This is a genomic window from Erwinia amylovora (assembly GCF_017161565.1).
GTDB lineage: Bacteria > Pseudomonadota > Gammaproteobacteria > Enterobacterales > Enterobacteriaceae > Erwinia > Erwinia amylovora.
Genome location: NZ_CP066796.1, coordinates 402481 through 418414 on the forward strand (window position 1 = coordinate 402481; position 15934 = coordinate 418414).

The window sequence follows — 15934 nt, forward strand, 5'->3', positions numbered from 1 at the left end:
TTATGAGCGAACGTAAATATTTTGGTACAGACGGTATCCGCGGCAAAGTGGGTGAATCTCCCATCACTCCGGATTTCGTGCTCAAGCTGGGTTTTGCTGCGGGTAAAGTCCTGGCGCGGCATGGTTCAAAGCAGGTCATCATTGGTAAAGATACGCGCATTTCCGGCTATATGCTCGAATCCGCGCTTGAAGCGGGGCTGGCGGCAGCCGGGCTGTCTGCGGCATTTACCGGGCCAATGCCAACGCCGGCGGTGGCGTATCTGACCCGTACATTCCGCGCTGAAGCCGGAATTGTAATTTCCGCTTCGCACAACCCGTTTGACGATAACGGAATCAAGTTTTTCTCGACCGAGGGCACCAAGCTGCCTGATGAGGTGGAAGCAGCGATTGAAGCTGAAATGGAAAAACCGATTACCTGTGTCGAATCTGCCGCCCTGGGCCGTGCCAGTCGCATTGTTGATGCCGCCGGACGTTACATTGAGTTCTGCAAAGGGACTTTCCCCAGTCAGTTGAGCCTTAACGGGTTAAAAATCGTGGTGGACTGTGCCAACGGCGCAACCTACCACATTGCCCCCAATGTACTGCGCGAGCTGGGCGCCACGGTAATTGCTATTGGCGATCAGCCCGATGGTATGAACATCAATAAGGGATGTGGTGCCACTGACCTGCAACTGCTGCAGAAGCATGTGCTGGCAGAAAAAGCCGATGTCGGGCTGGCCTACGATGGCGATGGCGACCGCATAATGATGGTTGACCATATGGGCCATAAAGTGGACGGTGACCAAATCCTGTATCTGATTGCTCGCGAAGGGCTGCGCCAGGGGGAATTGCGCGGTGGTGTGGTCGGTACGCTGATGAGCAATATGGGGCTGGAACTGGCGCTCAAGCAATTAGGTATTCCCTTTGCGCGTGCCAAAGTGGGCGACCGCTACGTGCTTGAAAAGCTGAAAGAGAAAGGATGGCGCTTGGGAGCAGAAAACTCCGGGCATGTGATCCTGCTGGATAAAACAACCACCGGTGACGGCATCGTCGCAGGTTTGCAAGTGCTTACTGCGATGGTGCGCAATCATATGAGCCTGCACGATTTATGCAGCGGTATGAAACTGCTGCCGCAAATACTGGTGAACGTCCGCTTCAGTGGCGCTAATGACCCGCTGGAGGATGCAAAGGTTAAAGCGGTGACGGCTGAAGCAGAAACCGAGCTAAAAGGGCGCGGTCGCGTACTGTTGCGTAAATCAGGTACCGAACCGTTGATTCGCGTGATGGTGGAAGGCGAAAATGAAGCACAGGTAAGCGCTCTGGCCCACCGTATTGCAGATGCGGTGAAAGCGGTTTAAGGGGACTGCCGGAGAGATCTCATAAATCGCTGAATGTCTTTGGCGAGGATGACCAGCTTAGGCTGGTTGTCCTGCTCGAAGATTTGCTGGCACAGCAGTCATCGCTGATTAAAACCGCATTTTTACGCACAGAATCCGCTCTTTGCCGTTTTTTTCCGCAATCGGCAGTGGCGAACGAAATTGCTCTTGCGTGGGCGGCCCCCTTTGGTTAGTATTCACACCCGCTTCTGATGGGTAGTGATAAACTATCTGTCTGACTGGTTTGAAGCTTTTGATGTGCGGTAAACGCGCAAGGAACAAGGTTGATTATGTACGAAGCTCTTTTAGTAGTTTTCCTTATTGTGGCAATCGGCCTTGTCGGTCTGATCATGCTCCAGCAAGGTAAAGGCGCTGATATGGGAGCATCATTTGGTGCAGGCGCTTCCGGTACGCTGTTCGGTTCTAACGGTTCAGGTAATTTCATGACCCGTATGACTGCAGTGCTGGCAACCCTGTTCTTCATTATCAGTCTGATCCTGGGCAACATTAACAGTAACAAAACCCAGAAAGGAAGCGAGTGGGAAAACCTGACTCAGCCGGCACAGTCCCAACAGACTCAGCCTGCTAAACCGGCAACGCCGGGCAGCGATATTCCACAGTAAGCAGTGACCGTTTCGACGCGACAGAAATAAAAAAGTCGCCTCTTTAGTGCCGTGGTGGTGGAATTGGTAGACACGCTACCTTGAGGTGGTAGTGCCCGCATGGGCTTACGGGTTCAAGTCCCGTCCTCGGTACCAAATCAAAGTTTTGCTTGCGAATTTTGCAGGTTATGCGTATTATTCGGACGCGGGGTGGAGCAGCCTGGTAGCTCGTCGGGCTCATAACCCGAAGGTCGTCGGTTCAAATCCGGCCCCCGCAACCACTTTCCCTTAGAGTTCTTTTTCAAATATGCTGTCTGCTTAGCATGGCGCACCGCAGTTTATTTCGGAAAAAATTCTTTCGGACTGTGCCGAGCCGCTGTTCGCGGTTTACAGGGTCCAGTCACAATAAGCCCCGAATATTTCGGGGTTTTTTGTTATCAGGAAGCAGCATCACTGGGCTATAGGCCCTTTTTTTACGTCTTGGGGGTGGGATTGTCCACATTAGAGCAAAAATTAACAGAGCTGATCTCAGCACCGGTAGAAGCGCTAGGCTACGAACTGGTTGGTATTGAGTTTGTACGCGGCCGCACATCCACCTTGCGCATCTATATTGATAGTGAAGATGGCATCAATGTTGATGATTGTGCTGATGTGAGCCACCAGGTCAGTGCGGTAATGGACGTCGAAGACCCGATTACCGTGGCCTACAACCTCGAAGTCTCCTCGCCGGGCCTTGATCGGCCAATGTTTACCGCAGAACATTATGACCGTTTTACTGGCGAAGAAGTGAGCCTGGTGCTGCGTATGGCGGTTCAGAACCGTCGCAAATGGCAGGGTATTATCAAGTCTGTAGAGGGCGAGATGATTACTGTTGCCGTTGAGGGTAACGACGAAGTGTTCGCACTGAGTAACATCCAGAAGGCGAACCTGGTTCCCCACTTTTAAAAGTCCGGATTGAGGCATACCAGGATGAACAAAGAAATCTTAGCTGTTGTAGAAGCGGTCTCAAATGAGAAGTCCCTCCCGCGCGAGAAGATTTTCGAAGCGCTGGAGAGCGCGCTGGCCACAGCCACCAAGAAAAAATATGAGCAGGAAATTGACGTGCGCGTCAGTATCGATCGCAAAAGTGGCGATTTTGATACCTTCCGCCGTTGGCTGATCGTTGACGAAGTCACCCAGCCTACCCGCGAAATCACGCTGGAAGCTGCGCTTTATGAAGATGAATCGTTATCTCTGGGCGGGTTTGTTGAAGACCAGATTGAATCTGTCACCTTCGACCGCATCACTACCCAGACTGCCAAGCAGGTTATCGTGCAGAAAGTGCGCGAAGCCGAACGTGCGATGGTCGTCGATCAGTTCCGCGAGCAGGAAGGTGAAATCATCACCGGCGTGGTGAAGAAAGTTAACCGCGACAATATCTCGCTTGAAGTGCGGCCAAACGATGGTTCTAACACTAACGCCGAAGCGGTGATCATTCGTGAAGACATGCTGCCGCGCGAAAACTTCCGCCCGGGCGATCGCATCCGTGGCGTGCTGTATGCCGTGCGCCCTGAAGCGCGTGGCGCGCAGCTGTTCGTTAGCCGTTCCAAACCGGAAATGCTGATCGAACTGTTCCGCATTGAAGTACCGGAAATTGCTGAAGAAGTTCTTGAAATTAAAGCCGCTGCGCGCGACCCTGGCTCCCGAGCTAAGATCGCCGTGAAAACCAACGATAAGCGTATCGATCCTGTCGGCGCCTGTGTTGGTATGCGTGGTGCGCGTGTTCAGGCGGTATCCAGTGAGCTGGGTGGCGAGCGTATTGATATCGTGCTGTGGGATGACAATCCCGCGCAGTTCGTCATCAACGCTATGGCCCCGGCGGATGTTGCCTCTATCGTGGTGGATGAAGATAATCACACCATGGATATCGCTGTGGAAGCTGGAAATCTGGCCCAGGCGATCGGCCGTAATGGCCAAAACGTGCGTCTGGCTTCGCAGCTTAGTGGCTGGGATCTAAACGTGATGACGGTCGACGACCTGCAGGCTAAGCATCAGGCTGAAGCTCATGCTGCCATCGACGTCTTTACCAAACATCTCGATATTGATGAAGACTTCGCTACCTTGCTGGTAGAAGAGGGCTTCTCTTCTCTGGAAGAGCTGGCTTACGTGCCGATCAACGAGCTGTTGGAAATTGACGGTCTGGATGAAGAGACAGTAGAAGCGTTGCGCGACCGGGCTAAAAATGCGTTAACCACCCTGGCACTGGCCAAGGAAGAGAGCCTCGGCGACACCCAACCGGCTGAAGATTTACTCAGTCTGGAGGGCCTTGAGCGCGAGCTGGCCTTTAAGCTGGCAGCGAAAGGTGTGTGTACGTTGGAAGATCTTGCCGAGCAGGGTGTTGACGACCTGTCAGATATTGATGGCCTGAGCAATGAGCGGGCTGGTGAGCTGATTATGGCTGCACGCAATATCTGTTGGTTCGGCGACGACGCGTAATAAACTGTAGCAGGAAGGAACAGCATGACGACAGATGTAACCGTAAAAACGCTGGCCACAGAGATCCAGACACCGGTAGAACGCCTGGTACAGCAGTTTGCTGATGCAGGGATCCAAAAGTCTGAGACCGACTCTGTAACCCAGCATGAAAAAGAGACTTTACTTGCCCATCTCAACCGTGACCATGGCGGTGGATCGGGTAAACTGACTCTGCAGCGCAAGACGCGCAGCACCCTGAATGTTCCTGGCACCGGGGGCAAAAGTAAATCGGTGCAAATCGAAGTCCGCAAAAAACGCACTTATGTAAAAGGCGATCCGGCTAATGCTGAACAGGCAGAAGCAGAAGCGCAGGCAGAGCGTGAAGCGGAAGAACTGGCTCGTCGCGAGGCTGAAGAAATAGCTCAGCGCGAAGCTCAAGACAAAGCGAAGCGTGAAGCCGAGGAGCAGGCCAAGCGTGAGGCAGCTGATAAAGCCAAACGTGAAGCGGCGGAAAGAGATAAAGTGAGCAATCAACATACCGACGAAACAACCCGGGCCACTCAGTCCGATAAAGCCCGCCGTGAAGCGGAAGCGGCTGAACTGAAGCGTAAAGCTGAAGAAGAAGCGCATCGCAAGATCGAAGAAGAAGCGAAGCGTGTTGCGGAAGAGGCGCGTAAAATGGCGGAAGAGAAAGGCGAAGAGTGGGCGGTAGTGAAAGAGGTAGAAGACACCTCTGATTACCATGTGACGACGTCAACCCACGCTCGTGCAGCGGAAGATGAAAACGATGCTCAGGTCGAAGGCGACCGTCGCACTCGTGCTGTACGTCCGGCTAAAGCCCCGGTGCGTAAGAAAGGCAATAAGCATTCCGAAGCCAAAACTGACCGTGAAGAAGCGCGTGCGCAGGTTCGCGGTGGTAAGGGCGGCAAGCGTAAGCCAAGCTCCCTGCAGCAGGGCTTTAACAAACCCGCTCAGGCGGTTAACCGTGACGTTATCATCGGTGAAACCATCAGCGTAGCTGAACTGGCTAACAAGATGGCCGTTAAAGGCTCTCAGGTCATCAAAGCTATGATGAAACTGGGCGCTATGGCGACCATCAATCAGGTTATCGACCAGGAAACTGCCCAGCTGGTAGCGGAAGAAATGGGTCACAAAGTGACGCTACGCCGTGAAAACGAGCTGGAAGAAGCGGTAATGAGCGATCGTGATACCGACGCGATGCTGGAATCTCGTGCGCCGGTCGTGACCATCATGGGCCACGTTGATCACGGTAAAACGTCTCTGCTTGACTACATCCGTTCAACTAAAGTCGCTTCTGGCGAAGCGGGCGGCATAACGCAGCACATCGGTGCCTACCACGTTGAAACTGACAACGGTATGGTGACCTTCCTGGACACCCCCGGACACGCTGCGTTTACCGCAATGCGCGCCCGTGGTGCTCAGGCGACAGACATCGTTATTCTGGTGGTAGCTGCCGATGACGGCGTGATGCCACAGACTATCGAAGCCATCCAGCATGCGAAAGCGGCGAAAGTGCCGGTTGTGGTGGCGGTAAACAAATGTGATAAGCCAGAAGCCGATCCGGACCGTGTCAAAAACGAACTCACCCAGTACGGCATCATTCCGGAAGAGTGGGGCGGTGAAAACATGTTCGTCAACGTCTCTGCGAAAGCCGGTACCGGGATTGATGACTTGCTGAATGCCATCCTGCTGCAGGCGGAAGTTCTTGAACTGACCGCCGTACGTCAGGGCATGGCAAGCGGTGTGGTGATCGAATCCTTCCTGGATAAAGGCCGTGGCCCGGTGGCTACCGTGCTGGTGCGTGAAGGTACGCTGAACAAAGGCGATATCGTGCTGTGTGGTTTCGAATATGGCCGCGTACGAGCAATGCGTGACGAGCTGGGCCGCGAAGTACTGACTGCGGGTCCATCTATCCCGGTTGAGATCCTCGGCATGTCCGGCGTACCGGCGGCGGGTGATGAAGCCACCGTGGTGCGTGACGAGAAGAAAGCGCGTGAAGTGGCGCTGTACCGTCAGGGCAAATTCCGTGAAGTTAAGCTGGCGCGTCAGCAGAAATCTAAGCTGGAGAACATGTTTGCTAACATGACCGAAGGCGAAGTTTCTGAGCTGAACATCGTGCTGAAAGCTGACGTACAGGGTTCTGTCGAAGCTATCTCTGACTCACTGATGAAGCTGTCTACTGATGAAGTGAAAGTGAAAATCGTTGGATCTGGCGTGGGCGGTATCACCGAAACTGATGCCACCCTGGCCGCTGCGTCTAACGCCATTCTGGTTGGCTTCAACGTGCGTGCCGATGCATCAGCGCGCCGCGTGATTGATACTGAAAGCCTGGATCTGCGTTACTACTCCGTCATCTATAATCTGATTGACGAAGTGAAAGCGGCGATGAGCGGCATGCTGGCACCTGAGTACAAACAGCAGATCATTGGTCTGGCCGCGGTACGTGACGTGTTCAAATCACCGAAATTTGGTGCTATCGCCGGTTGTATGGTGACCGAAGGCAACATTAAACGTCATAACCCAATCCGCGTACTGCGTGACAACGTGGTTATCTACGAAGGCGAGCTGGAATCACTGCGCCGCTTCAAAGATGACGTTAACGAAGTCCGTAACGGTATGGAATGTGGTATCGGCGTGAAGAACTACAACGATGTGCGTGTTGGCGATATGATCGAAGTATTCGAAATTATCGAAATCCAGCGTACCATCGATTAATAATCTGACAGATATCCCGCAGATTTTGCGTTGCAGCACGATGACAACCGAATGCTCCACAGGCGCTTAATCCAGCAGGTGACCGGGGTGAAAGTAGTCAGTTACGCCGCTAAGCCGCAAAAGAGGTAGGATATTATTTGGGAGGCTTCTGGCCTCCCAAATTATTTGGAGATGATAATTATGGCGAAAGAATTTGGTCGCCCGCAGCGTGTTTCTCAGGAGCTGCAAAAAGAGATCGCTATCATTCTGCAACGTGAGATCAAAGATCCGCGTCTGGGCATGATGGTAACCGTTTCCGGTGTCGATGTGTCACGTGATCTGGCCTATGCCAAAGTGTTTGTCACCTTCCTCAATGACAAAGACGAAGCGGCAATTAAAGCTGGCTTACGCGCACTGGGCGATGCATCTGGCTATATCCGTACCCTGCTTGGTAAAGCAATGCGCTTGCGCATCGTGCCCGAGCTGACCTTCTTCTACGATAATTCGCTGGTAGAGGGGATGCGCATGTCGAACCTGGTCACTAACGTGGTCAGGAACGACGAAGAGCGCCGTGGTCCGGTAGAAGAAAACCCGGAAGAAGGCAAAGCAGAGTAATGAGTCGTCCTCGTCGTCGCGGTCGCGATATTCACGGCGTGCTGTTGCTGGATAAACCTCAGGGCCTCTCCTCCAACGATGCGCTGCAGAAAGTAAAACGTCTGTATAACGCCAATCGTGCCGGTCATACCGGCGCGCTGGATCCGTTGGCGACCGGCATGCTGCCCATCTGTCTGGGGGAAGCGACCAAGTTTTCTCAGTATCTGCTGGACTCGGACAAACGTTATCGGGTGGTTGCTCGCCTCGGGCAGCGTACCGACACCTCGGATGCAGAAGGCGTGGTGGTCAGTGAGCGGCCGGTGACATTCAGCGCTGAAGCTCTGCAACAGGCGCTGGACAGTTTTCGCGGCGAAACGCAGCAGATCCCGTCAATGTATTCGGCGCTCAAATACCAGGGACGAAAGCTTTACGAATACGCCCGTGAAGGCATTGAGGTGCCGCGTGAATCGCGCAGCATCGTGGTGTATGAACTGCTGTTTATTCGCCATGAAGGTAACGAGCTGGAACTGGAGATTCACGTTTCGAAAGGGACATACATCCGTACCATCATCGACGATCTTGGTGAAAAGCTGGGCTGCGGTGCGCATGTCACCTTATTACGCCGACTGCAGGTGGCCCGTTATCCGATTGCAAGGATGGTCACGCTGGATCAGCTGAATGCGCTGACCGAACAGGCGCTGCGGGCCGGTACGTCGCCAGCTGACCTGCTCGATCCGCTGCTGATGCCGATGGACAGTCCGGCATCTGAGTATCCGGTGGTAAACCTGATTGGCGCGGTAGCGGCCTACTTCAGGCAGGGCATGCCGGTACAGGTGGCAGGTGCGCCAGCAAGTGGATTAGTGCGCGTCACGGAAGGTGAACAGCGCAAGTTTATCGGTATGGCAGAAATTGCTGACGATGGACGTGTGGCACCGCGCAGGCTGGTTGTAGAATATTCCGACTAGCTATTTGCGCTCGCGCATGGCTAAGAGTAGAATAGCGCGGCTTTACATTGGGTGGCTGAATTAGAGATCGGCGCCTGTACATTTATCTTAAAATTTGGAGTTGTCTCATGTCTCTAAGTAATGAAACTAAAGCAAAAATCGTTGCTGATTTCGGTCGCGATGCTAACGACAGTGGTTCTACAGAAGTTCAGGTTGCACTGCTGACCGCACAGATTAATCATCTGCAGGGTCACTTCTCTGAGCACAAAAAAGACCACCACAGCCGTCGTGGCCTGCTGCGCATGGTATCTCAGCGTCGTAAGCTGCTGGATTACCTCAAGCGTAAAGACGTTGCACGCTATACCAGCCTGATCGAGCGTCTGGGTCTGCGTCGCTAAGTCGTACAGACTGTCACGCCCTGTTTTCAGCTTTGCTGACAACGCGATGGGCATTCGGACAGTCTGGTGCAAGTTTGCTGGAAAGGGGCCTTAATGGCCCCTTTTTTCAAGCAGGCGGCAGCAATTACACGCAAACTATTGTATTGTTGCTTAGTGTGATCTTCAGTTGCAGAGGTTCGCGCGGCTAATGAGAGGCTTTATCCCATCAGGGATTAGGGTTGTCATTAGTCGCGAGGATGCAAAATGAAGATTTGAAACCCACGGCCGGTAACAATTACCCGCCCTGATGTTAAGGAACTAACTTTGCTGAACCCGATCGTAAAAAAATTCCAGTATGGCCAGCACACCGTCACTCTTGAAACCGGAATGATGGCTCGCCAGGCAACGGCAGCCGTTATGGTCAGCATGGATGACACTGCTGTTTTCGTCACCGTGGTAGGTCAGAAAAAATCCAAACCAGGTCAGGACTTCTTCCCTCTGACCGTGAACTATCAGGAGCGTACCTACGCTGCTGGCCGTATTCCGGGCAGCTTCTTCCGCCGTGAAGGCCGCCCAAGCGAAGGCGAAACGCTGACTTCGCGCCTGATTGACCGCCCAATCCGTCCACTGTTCCCTGAAGGGTTTGTCAATGAAGTGCAGGTGATTGCCACCGTGGTCTCCGTTAACCCTCAGGTTAACCCGGACATCGTCGCGATGATCGGTGCTTCTGCTGCGCTGGCGCTTTCTGGCCTGCCGTTTAACGGTCCTATCGGTGCGGCACGCGTCGGTTACCTGAACGATCAGTACGTGCTTAACCCAACCAGCGATGAGCTGAAAGAGAGCAAGCTGGACCTGGTGGTTGCCGGTACCCAAGGCGCAGTACTGATGGTTGAATCTGAAGCCGAGCTGCTCAGCGAAGAGCAGATGCTGGGTGCAGTGGTATTCGGCCACGACCAGCAACAGATCGTCATCGACAACATCAATGCGCTGGTCGCTGAAGCGGGCAAACCGCGTTGGGACTGGCAGCCAGAAGCGGTTAACGAAGCATTGCGCTCACGTATCGCTGCGCAGGCCGAGTCGCGCCTGAGCGATGCTTACCGCATTACCGAAAAACAGGAGCGTTACGCTCAGGTTGACGTCATCAAATCTGAAACCACTGCTGCGCTGCTGGCGGAAGACGACACGCTGGACGCCGGTGAGATCAGCGATCTGCTGCACGCGCTGGAAAAAGACGTGGTACGCAGCCGCATTCTGCGTGGCGAACCGCGTATCGACGGCCGTGAAAAAGACATGATCCGTGGCCTTGACGTACGCACCGGCGTGCTGCCGCGTACGCATGGCTCCGCGCTGTTCACCCGTGGTGAAACTCAGGCGCTGGTTACCGCCACGCTGGGTACTGCCCGTGATGCGCAGAACCTCGACGAGCTGATGGGCGAGCGTACTGACAACTTCCTGTTCCACTACAACTTCCCTCCTTACTCCGTCGGTGAAACGGGTATGGTCGGTTCGCCCAAGCGTCGTGAAATTGGTCACGGTCGTCTGGCGAAGCGTGGTGTGCTGGCGGTGATGCCAAAAGGCGAGGCATTCCCGTATACCGTTCGCGTGGTGTCTGAAATCACTGAATCAAACGGCTCCTCTTCTATGGCGTCTGTTTGTGGTGCTTCTCTGGCGCTGATGGATGCTGGCGTGCCAATCAAGGCCGCTGTAGCCGGTATTGCGATGGGCCTGGTGAAAGACGACAACAACTTTGTGGTGCTGTCCGACATCTTGGGTGACGAAGATCATCTGGGCGACATGGACTTCAAAGTCGCCGGTAGCCGTGAAGGCATCACCGCGCTGCAGATGGACATCAAAATTGAAGGGATTACCCGCGAAATCATGCAGGTGGCTCTGAACCAGGCGAAGGGTGCGCGTTTGCACATTCTGAGCGTCATGGAGCAGGCTATCAGCGGTCCGCGTGGCGACATTTCTCAGTTTGCTCCACGTATTCACACCATCAAGATCAGCGTTGATAAAATCAAAGACGTGATCGGCAAAGGTGGCTCCGTTATCCGTGCGTTGACGGAAGAAACTGGCACCACCATCGAAATCGAAGACGATGGCACGGTGAAAATCGCCGCTACCGACGGTGACAAAGCGAAATTTGCGATTCGTCGTATCGAAGAGATCACCGCAGAGATCGAAGTGGGGCGTATTTACAACGGTAAAGTGACGCGCATCGTTGATTTCGGTGCCTTTGTGGCCATCGGCGGCGGTAAAGAAGGTTTGGTACATATTTCTCAGATCGCCGACAAGCGTGTAGAAAAAGTGACAGACTATTTGCAGATGGGCCAGGAGGTTCCGGTAAAAGTACTGGAAGTTGACCGTCAGGGCCGCGTACGCCTGAGCATCAAAGAAGCTGGCGAACAGGCTCAACCTGAAGCAGAAGCCGCTCCTGCAGCACCAGAAGCTCAATAAGCAGTCATGATGAATTCTCCGTACCTTGCTTGTGGGTGCGGAGAATTTTTTGAACGCGAGGGCGGGACGGCCTTGTCGATGGCAAGCGGGTAACAGGATGTTATTCCCAATGTTTGTTTTCGGGAGTGGTACATGAAGCCATTTTTGCGCTGGTGTCTCGTTGCGACGGCTTTATCGTTGGCAGGATGTAGCAACACCGAGTGGCGTAAGAACGAAGTTTTGGCCGTTCCTTTGCAGCCTACGCTGCAACAGGAGGTCATTCTTGCTCGCATGGAACAAATACTTGCCAGTCGGTCTTTAACCGATGATGAACGCGCACAGCTGTTATATGAGCGCGGAGTGTTGTATGATAGTCTCGGTTTGAGAGCACTGGCGCGAAATGATTTTTCACAAGCGCTGTCTGTCAGACCAGATATGCCTGAAGTATTCAATTACTTAGGCATATATTTAACGCAGGCAGGCAATTTTGATGCTGCCTATGAAGCGTTTGATTCTGTACTTGAGCTTGATCCAACTTACAATTATGCGCGTTTAAATCGTGGTATCGCCCTTTACTACGGCGGAAGATTTAAACTGGCGCAAGATGATCTGCTGGCGTTTTATCAAGACGATCCTAACGATCCCTTCCGCAGCCTGTGGCTGTATCTCACCGAACGTGAGATCAATGCAGAGCAGGCTAAAGTATCGCTGAAGCAGCGTTACAATAAAGCGGTTAAGGAGCAATGGGGATGGAATATTGTCGAGTTCTACCTGGGCAACATCAGCGAAAAAACGCTGAACGAACGGCTCCAGGCGGACGCAACGGATAACACCTCGCTCGCTGAACATCTCAGTGAAACCAACTTCTATTTAGGTAAGTATTACCTAAGTCTGGGGGAGAAGGACAACGCAGAAGCGTTGTTCAAGCTGACGGTCGCCAACAACGTTCACAACTTTGTTGAGCATCGATATGCATTGTTGGAGCTGGCGCTACTCGGCCAGACACAAGACGATTTATCAGAATCTGACCAGCAATAGCTGACGAACTTTTATTGCCCGAATTTCGAAAAGTCATCATCTTGGCGGATGAGGGCCCTTTTGTTCGTCGAAACCACTAATTTGAGCCGGTTCACACTTTTTGATGAAAATGACTGAAAATTTTCACGACGAGTTATGTAGACTGGCCGCCGCAATCTACGAGGCACTTGTACTACATGACTGATATCCAAACTACTTTCGCTGACCTTGGCCTGAACGCCGACCTCCTTGAATCACTGAACGGCATGGGCTACGTAAAGCCATCTCCCATCCAGGCTGAATGTATTCCTCACCTGCTGGCAGGTCGTGACGTGTTAGGTATGGCGCAGACCGGGAGTGGCAAAACAGCTGCATTTTCGCTGCCACTTTTACATAACATCGATCCTACGGTGAAAGCACCACAGATCCTGGTGCTGGCACCTACCCGCGAACTGGCGGTTCAGGTAGCAGAAGCTGTCACTGAATTCTCTAAACATATGCGCGGTCTCAACGTTGTTGCCCTTTACGGTGGCCAACGTTACGACGTGCAGCTGCGCGCTCTGCGCCAGGGGCCACAGGTTGTTGTCGGCACACCTGGTCGTCTGCTCGACCACCTGAAACGCGGCACGTTGGACCTGTCTAATCTGCGCGGCCTGGTGCTGGATGAAGCCGATGAAATGCTGCGTATGGGCTTCATCGAAGACGTTGAAACGATTATGGCGCAGATCCCAGACGGTCATCAGACCGCGTTGTTCTCTGCCACGATGCCAGAGGCGATTCGCCGTATTACCAAACGCTTTATGAAGGATCCGCAGGAAGTGCGTATCCAGTCAAGCATGACCACGCGCCCTGACATCAGCCAGAGCTACTGGACAGCCTACGGCCGTAAGACTGATGCGCTAACCCGCTTCCTTGAAGCTGAAGACTTTGATGCAGCGATTATTTTCGTGCGTACCAAAAATGCCACGCTGGAAGTCGCCGAAGCGCTTGAGCGCAACGGTTACAACAGCGCCGCGCTCAACGGTGACATGAACCAGGCACTGCGTGAGCAGACGCTGGAACGTTTGAAAGATGGCCGTCTGGATATTCTGATCGCCACCGACGTTGCCGCCCGTGGGCTGGACGTTGAGCGTATCAGCCTGGTCGTTAACTACGACATTCCAATGGACGCAGAATCTTACGTGCACCGCATCGGTCGTACCGGTCGTGCGGGTCGTGCTGGCCGCGCTCTGCTGTTCGTTGAGAACCGCGAGCGTCGCCTGCTGCGTAACATTGAACGCACCATGAAGTTGACTATTCCTGAAGTGGAGCTGCCAAACGCAGAATTGCTGGGTCAGCGTCGCCTGGCGAAGTTTGCCGCGAAAGTTCAGCAGCAGCTGGAAAGCAGCGATCTGGAACAGTACCGTGCGCTGCTGTCCAAAATGCAGCCGGAAGACGAGCTGGACATTGAAACTCTGGCCGCAGCGTTGCTGAAAATGGCTCAGGGCGAACGTCCACTGATTGTCCCCGCTGATGCGCCACAGCGTCCGCGTCGCGAATTCCGCGATCGTGATGACCGTCGTGACGATCGTCGCGGTGACCGTCCGGACCGTGGCCCGCGCGAAGCGCGTGGTGAAGCACGCGAGGGCGACCGTCCACGTCGTGAACGCCGTGACGTGGGCGATATGGAAGTCTACCGCATTGAAGTGGGTCGGGATGATGGCGTTGAAGTTCGTCACATCGTTGGCGCTATCGCTAACGAAGGCGATATCAGCAGCCGTTACATCGGCAACATCAAGCTGTTTGGCACGCACTCAACTATCGAGCTGCCAAAAGGCATGCCGGGCGATGTGCTGCAACACTTTACCCGCACGCGCATCCTCAACAAACCGATGAATATGCAGCTGATTGGTGATGCACAGCCACGCAGCAACATCGGTGGTGGTGAGCGTCGTCCTGGTGGTCCTGCACGTGGCGGTTTCGGTGCTGGCGCAGGTCGCGAAGGCGGGCGCGCTGGTGAAGGCGGCGGCCGTCGTTTCAGCAGCGAACGCGGTGGTGAGCGCCGTCCAGCGGGCAACCGTGGCCCACGCCGCGATGAAGGTGGCAGCGCCCCAGCGCGTCGTCGTGATGCGTAATCACTGACAGCCAAAAAAAACCAGCCCCCGGGCTGGTTTTTTTATGGCCGCAGTCCGGGGGCAAACCGGCTGGGATCAGAGCATGTTGCGTGCCTGCATCGCCAGCTCAAAGGAAGAAAGGCGCGCCGTTGTGTCGAAGATTTGGCCGTTAACCATAATCTCATCCGCCGCGGTTTCCCGCATCAGCGCTGCCAGCCCGTCGCGCACTTTCACCTTGTTGCCCACAATCGACATGCTCAACGCCTGTTGCACGCCATATTGTTCAGCAGCTGACCACAAATTATCCATGCTGGATACCGGTGCGGGTAACGGCCCCGGCCTGCCGCGACGCAGGTTGATAAACTGTTGCTGCATTGAGGTAAACAGGAAACGCGCTTCACGCTCGCTGTCGGCAGCCACAACGTTGACGCACACGATGGCTCGGGGTTTCTCCAACCGTGTTGATGGCTTGAATTTTTCGCGGTACACACGCAGCGCCTGCAACAGCATCTCCGGGGCAAAGTGCGAGGCGAAGGCGAACGGCAGCCCCATCTGTGCCGCCAGCTGTGCGCTGTATAAACTGGAACCAAGTAGCCAGACCGGAACAGATAATCCCTTACCCGGCACGGGTTGCACCGGCAGGTTGCCCTCATCCGCTGCGTCAAACCAGTTGATCAACTGAGCAACATCTGCGGGAAAGTTATCCCCCTGTGCGTTGCCCGATCGGCGCAGCGCCATCATAGTTTGCTGGTCGGAGCCTGGCGCGCGGCCAAGCCCCAGATCGATACGGCCGGGAAAGAGCGATTCCAGAGTACCGAACTGTTCGGCGATCACCAGCGGTGCGTGATTAGGCAACATAATCCCACCGGAACCCAGCCGCAGGCTTTGCGTATTGGCAGCCAGATAGCCGATCAGCACGGAGGTCGCTGCGCTGGCAATGCCCGTCATATTGTGATGCTCGGCCAGCCAGTAGCGATGGTAACCAAGTTTCTCAGCCTGCTGCGCCAGCGCCAGCGAAGTACGGAATGCGTCACTGGCCGTCGCGCCCAGCGGAACAGGCGCAAGGTCAAGCAGCGAAAGCGCTACGGGTTTTCTCTCAGACATAATGGCTCACTTATTCTAAAGGGCATAACTGAGGTGCGTGTGGTGTGAAAGGCTACGACATCCTTTCGCGCAATGATTGTCCGTTTCGAGCACTATGCAAAAATTAACTAACCATGACTAAAAGTGGTTAAACGACAAGACACGCCGATCAACAAAAATTACATTCCTGCAGTCAGGAACTATTTTTAAAGATATCGTCTGATTGGCTATATGCCGTAAATGCACTGATGCTTCGATCGCCTG

Annotated in this window: 13 protein-coding genes and 2 tRNA genes; 14 read left to right on the forward strand and 1 reads right to left on the reverse strand. The window is 54.1% G+C overall.

Features of this window, described 5'->3' with window-relative positions; translation table 11 throughout:
* The first annotated feature begins 2 nt into the window (after nt 1-2).
* The 14 genes from glmM (at nt 3) to JGC47_RS01955 (ending at nt 14608) form a co-directional block, all read left to right on the forward strand.
* Nucleotides 3-1337 (forward strand): phosphoglucosamine mutase, encoded by a 1335-nt coding sequence (glmM, locus tag JGC47_RS01890; RefSeq protein ID WP_004155123.1) that lies wholly within the window; start codon nt 3-5, stop codon nt 1335-1337.
* Nucleotides 1338-1645: 308 nt separating this feature from the next.
* Nucleotides 1646-1978: a preprotein translocase subunit SecG gene (gene secG, locus JGC47_RS01895; RefSeq protein WP_004155125.1), complete on the forward strand. Its 333-nt coding sequence runs from the start codon at nt 1646-1648 to the stop codon at nt 1976-1978.
* Nucleotides 1979-2026: 48 nt separating this feature from the next.
* Nucleotides 2027-2113: transfer RNA gene (locus JGC47_RS01900), tRNA-Leu, on the forward strand.
* Between the two features lie 48 nt (nt 2114-2161).
* A tRNA-Met gene (locus tag JGC47_RS01905) sits at nt 2162-2238 on the forward strand.
* A gap of 211 nt (nt 2239-2449) precedes the next feature.
* Entirely contained in the window at nt 2450-2902 is a 453-nt protein-coding gene (gene rimP / locus JGC47_RS01910; RefSeq protein ID WP_004155126.1) for a ribosome maturation factor RimP, read from the forward strand.
* 24 nt (nt 2903-2926) lie between these two features.
* A complete protein-coding gene (gene nusA / locus JGC47_RS01915) occupies nt 2927-4432 on the forward strand; it encodes a transcription termination factor NusA (protein ID WP_004155127.1) in 1506 nt (501 codons plus the stop codon).
* A 24-nt stretch (nt 4433-4456) separates the two neighbouring features.
* Nucleotides 4457-7147, forward strand: coding sequence for a translation initiation factor IF-2 (infB, locus tag JGC47_RS01920; protein ID WP_004155128.1), 2691 nt, complete (start codon nt 4457-4459; stop codon nt 7145-7147).
* Nucleotides 7148-7327: 180 nt separating this feature from the next.
* Nucleotides 7328-7741 carry a 30S ribosome-binding factor RbfA gene (gene rbfA, locus JGC47_RS01925; RefSeq protein WP_004155129.1) on the forward strand — a complete coding sequence of 138 codons (414 nt, stop codon included), beginning with the start codon at nt 7328-7330 and terminating at the stop codon, nt 7739-7741.
* Entirely contained in the window at nt 7741-8685 is a 945-nt protein-coding gene (gene truB, locus JGC47_RS01930) for a tRNA pseudouridine(55) synthase TruB (RefSeq protein ID WP_004155130.1), read from the forward strand. Before rbfA ends, truB begins: the two co-directional genes overlap by 1 nt.
* Before the next feature lie 107 nt (nt 8686-8792).
* Nucleotides 8793-9062 carry a 30S ribosomal protein S15 gene (rpsO, locus tag JGC47_RS01935; RefSeq protein ID WP_004155132.1) on the forward strand — a complete coding sequence of 90 codons (270 nt, stop codon included), beginning with the start codon at nt 8793-8795 and terminating at the stop codon, nt 9060-9062.
* A gap of 303 nt (nt 9063-9365) precedes the next feature.
* The gene (gene pnp, locus JGC47_RS01940) at nt 9366-11498 is read left to right on the forward strand and encodes a polyribonucleotide nucleotidyltransferase (protein WP_004155133.1); all 2133 of its coding nucleotides are present in this window, start codon (nt 9366-9368) and stop codon (nt 11496-11498) included.
* A 132-nt stretch (nt 11499-11630) separates the two neighbouring features.
* Nucleotides 11631-12515, forward strand: a complete 885-nt coding sequence (nlpI, locus tag JGC47_RS01945; RefSeq protein WP_004155134.1) for a lipoprotein NlpI — start codon at nt 11631-11633, stop codon at nt 12513-12515.
* Nucleotides 12516-12624: 109 nt separating this feature from the next.
* Nucleotides 12625-12699 carry a protein YrbN gene (yrbN, locus tag JGC47_RS17920; RefSeq protein ID WP_223386119.1) on the forward strand — a complete coding sequence of 25 codons (75 nt, stop codon included), beginning with the start codon at nt 12625-12627 and terminating at the stop codon, nt 12697-12699.
* Complete coding sequence (locus JGC47_RS01955; RefSeq protein ID WP_004155135.1) at nt 12692-14608, forward strand: DEAD/DEAH family ATP-dependent RNA helicase; 1917 nt, start codon at nt 12692-12694, stop codon at nt 14606-14608. The genes yrbN and JGC47_RS01955 overlap by 8 nt, the downstream gene beginning before the upstream one ends.
* A 75-nt stretch (nt 14609-14683) precedes the next feature.
* On the opposite strand, the gene JGC47_RS01960 is transcribed toward JGC47_RS01955, so the two are convergent.
* Nucleotides 14684-15691, reverse strand: coding sequence for a luciferase-like monooxygenase (locus JGC47_RS01960; protein WP_004155136.1), 1008 nt, complete (start codon nt 15689-15691; stop codon nt 14684-14686).
* Nucleotides 15692-15934: the final 243 nt, after the last annotated feature.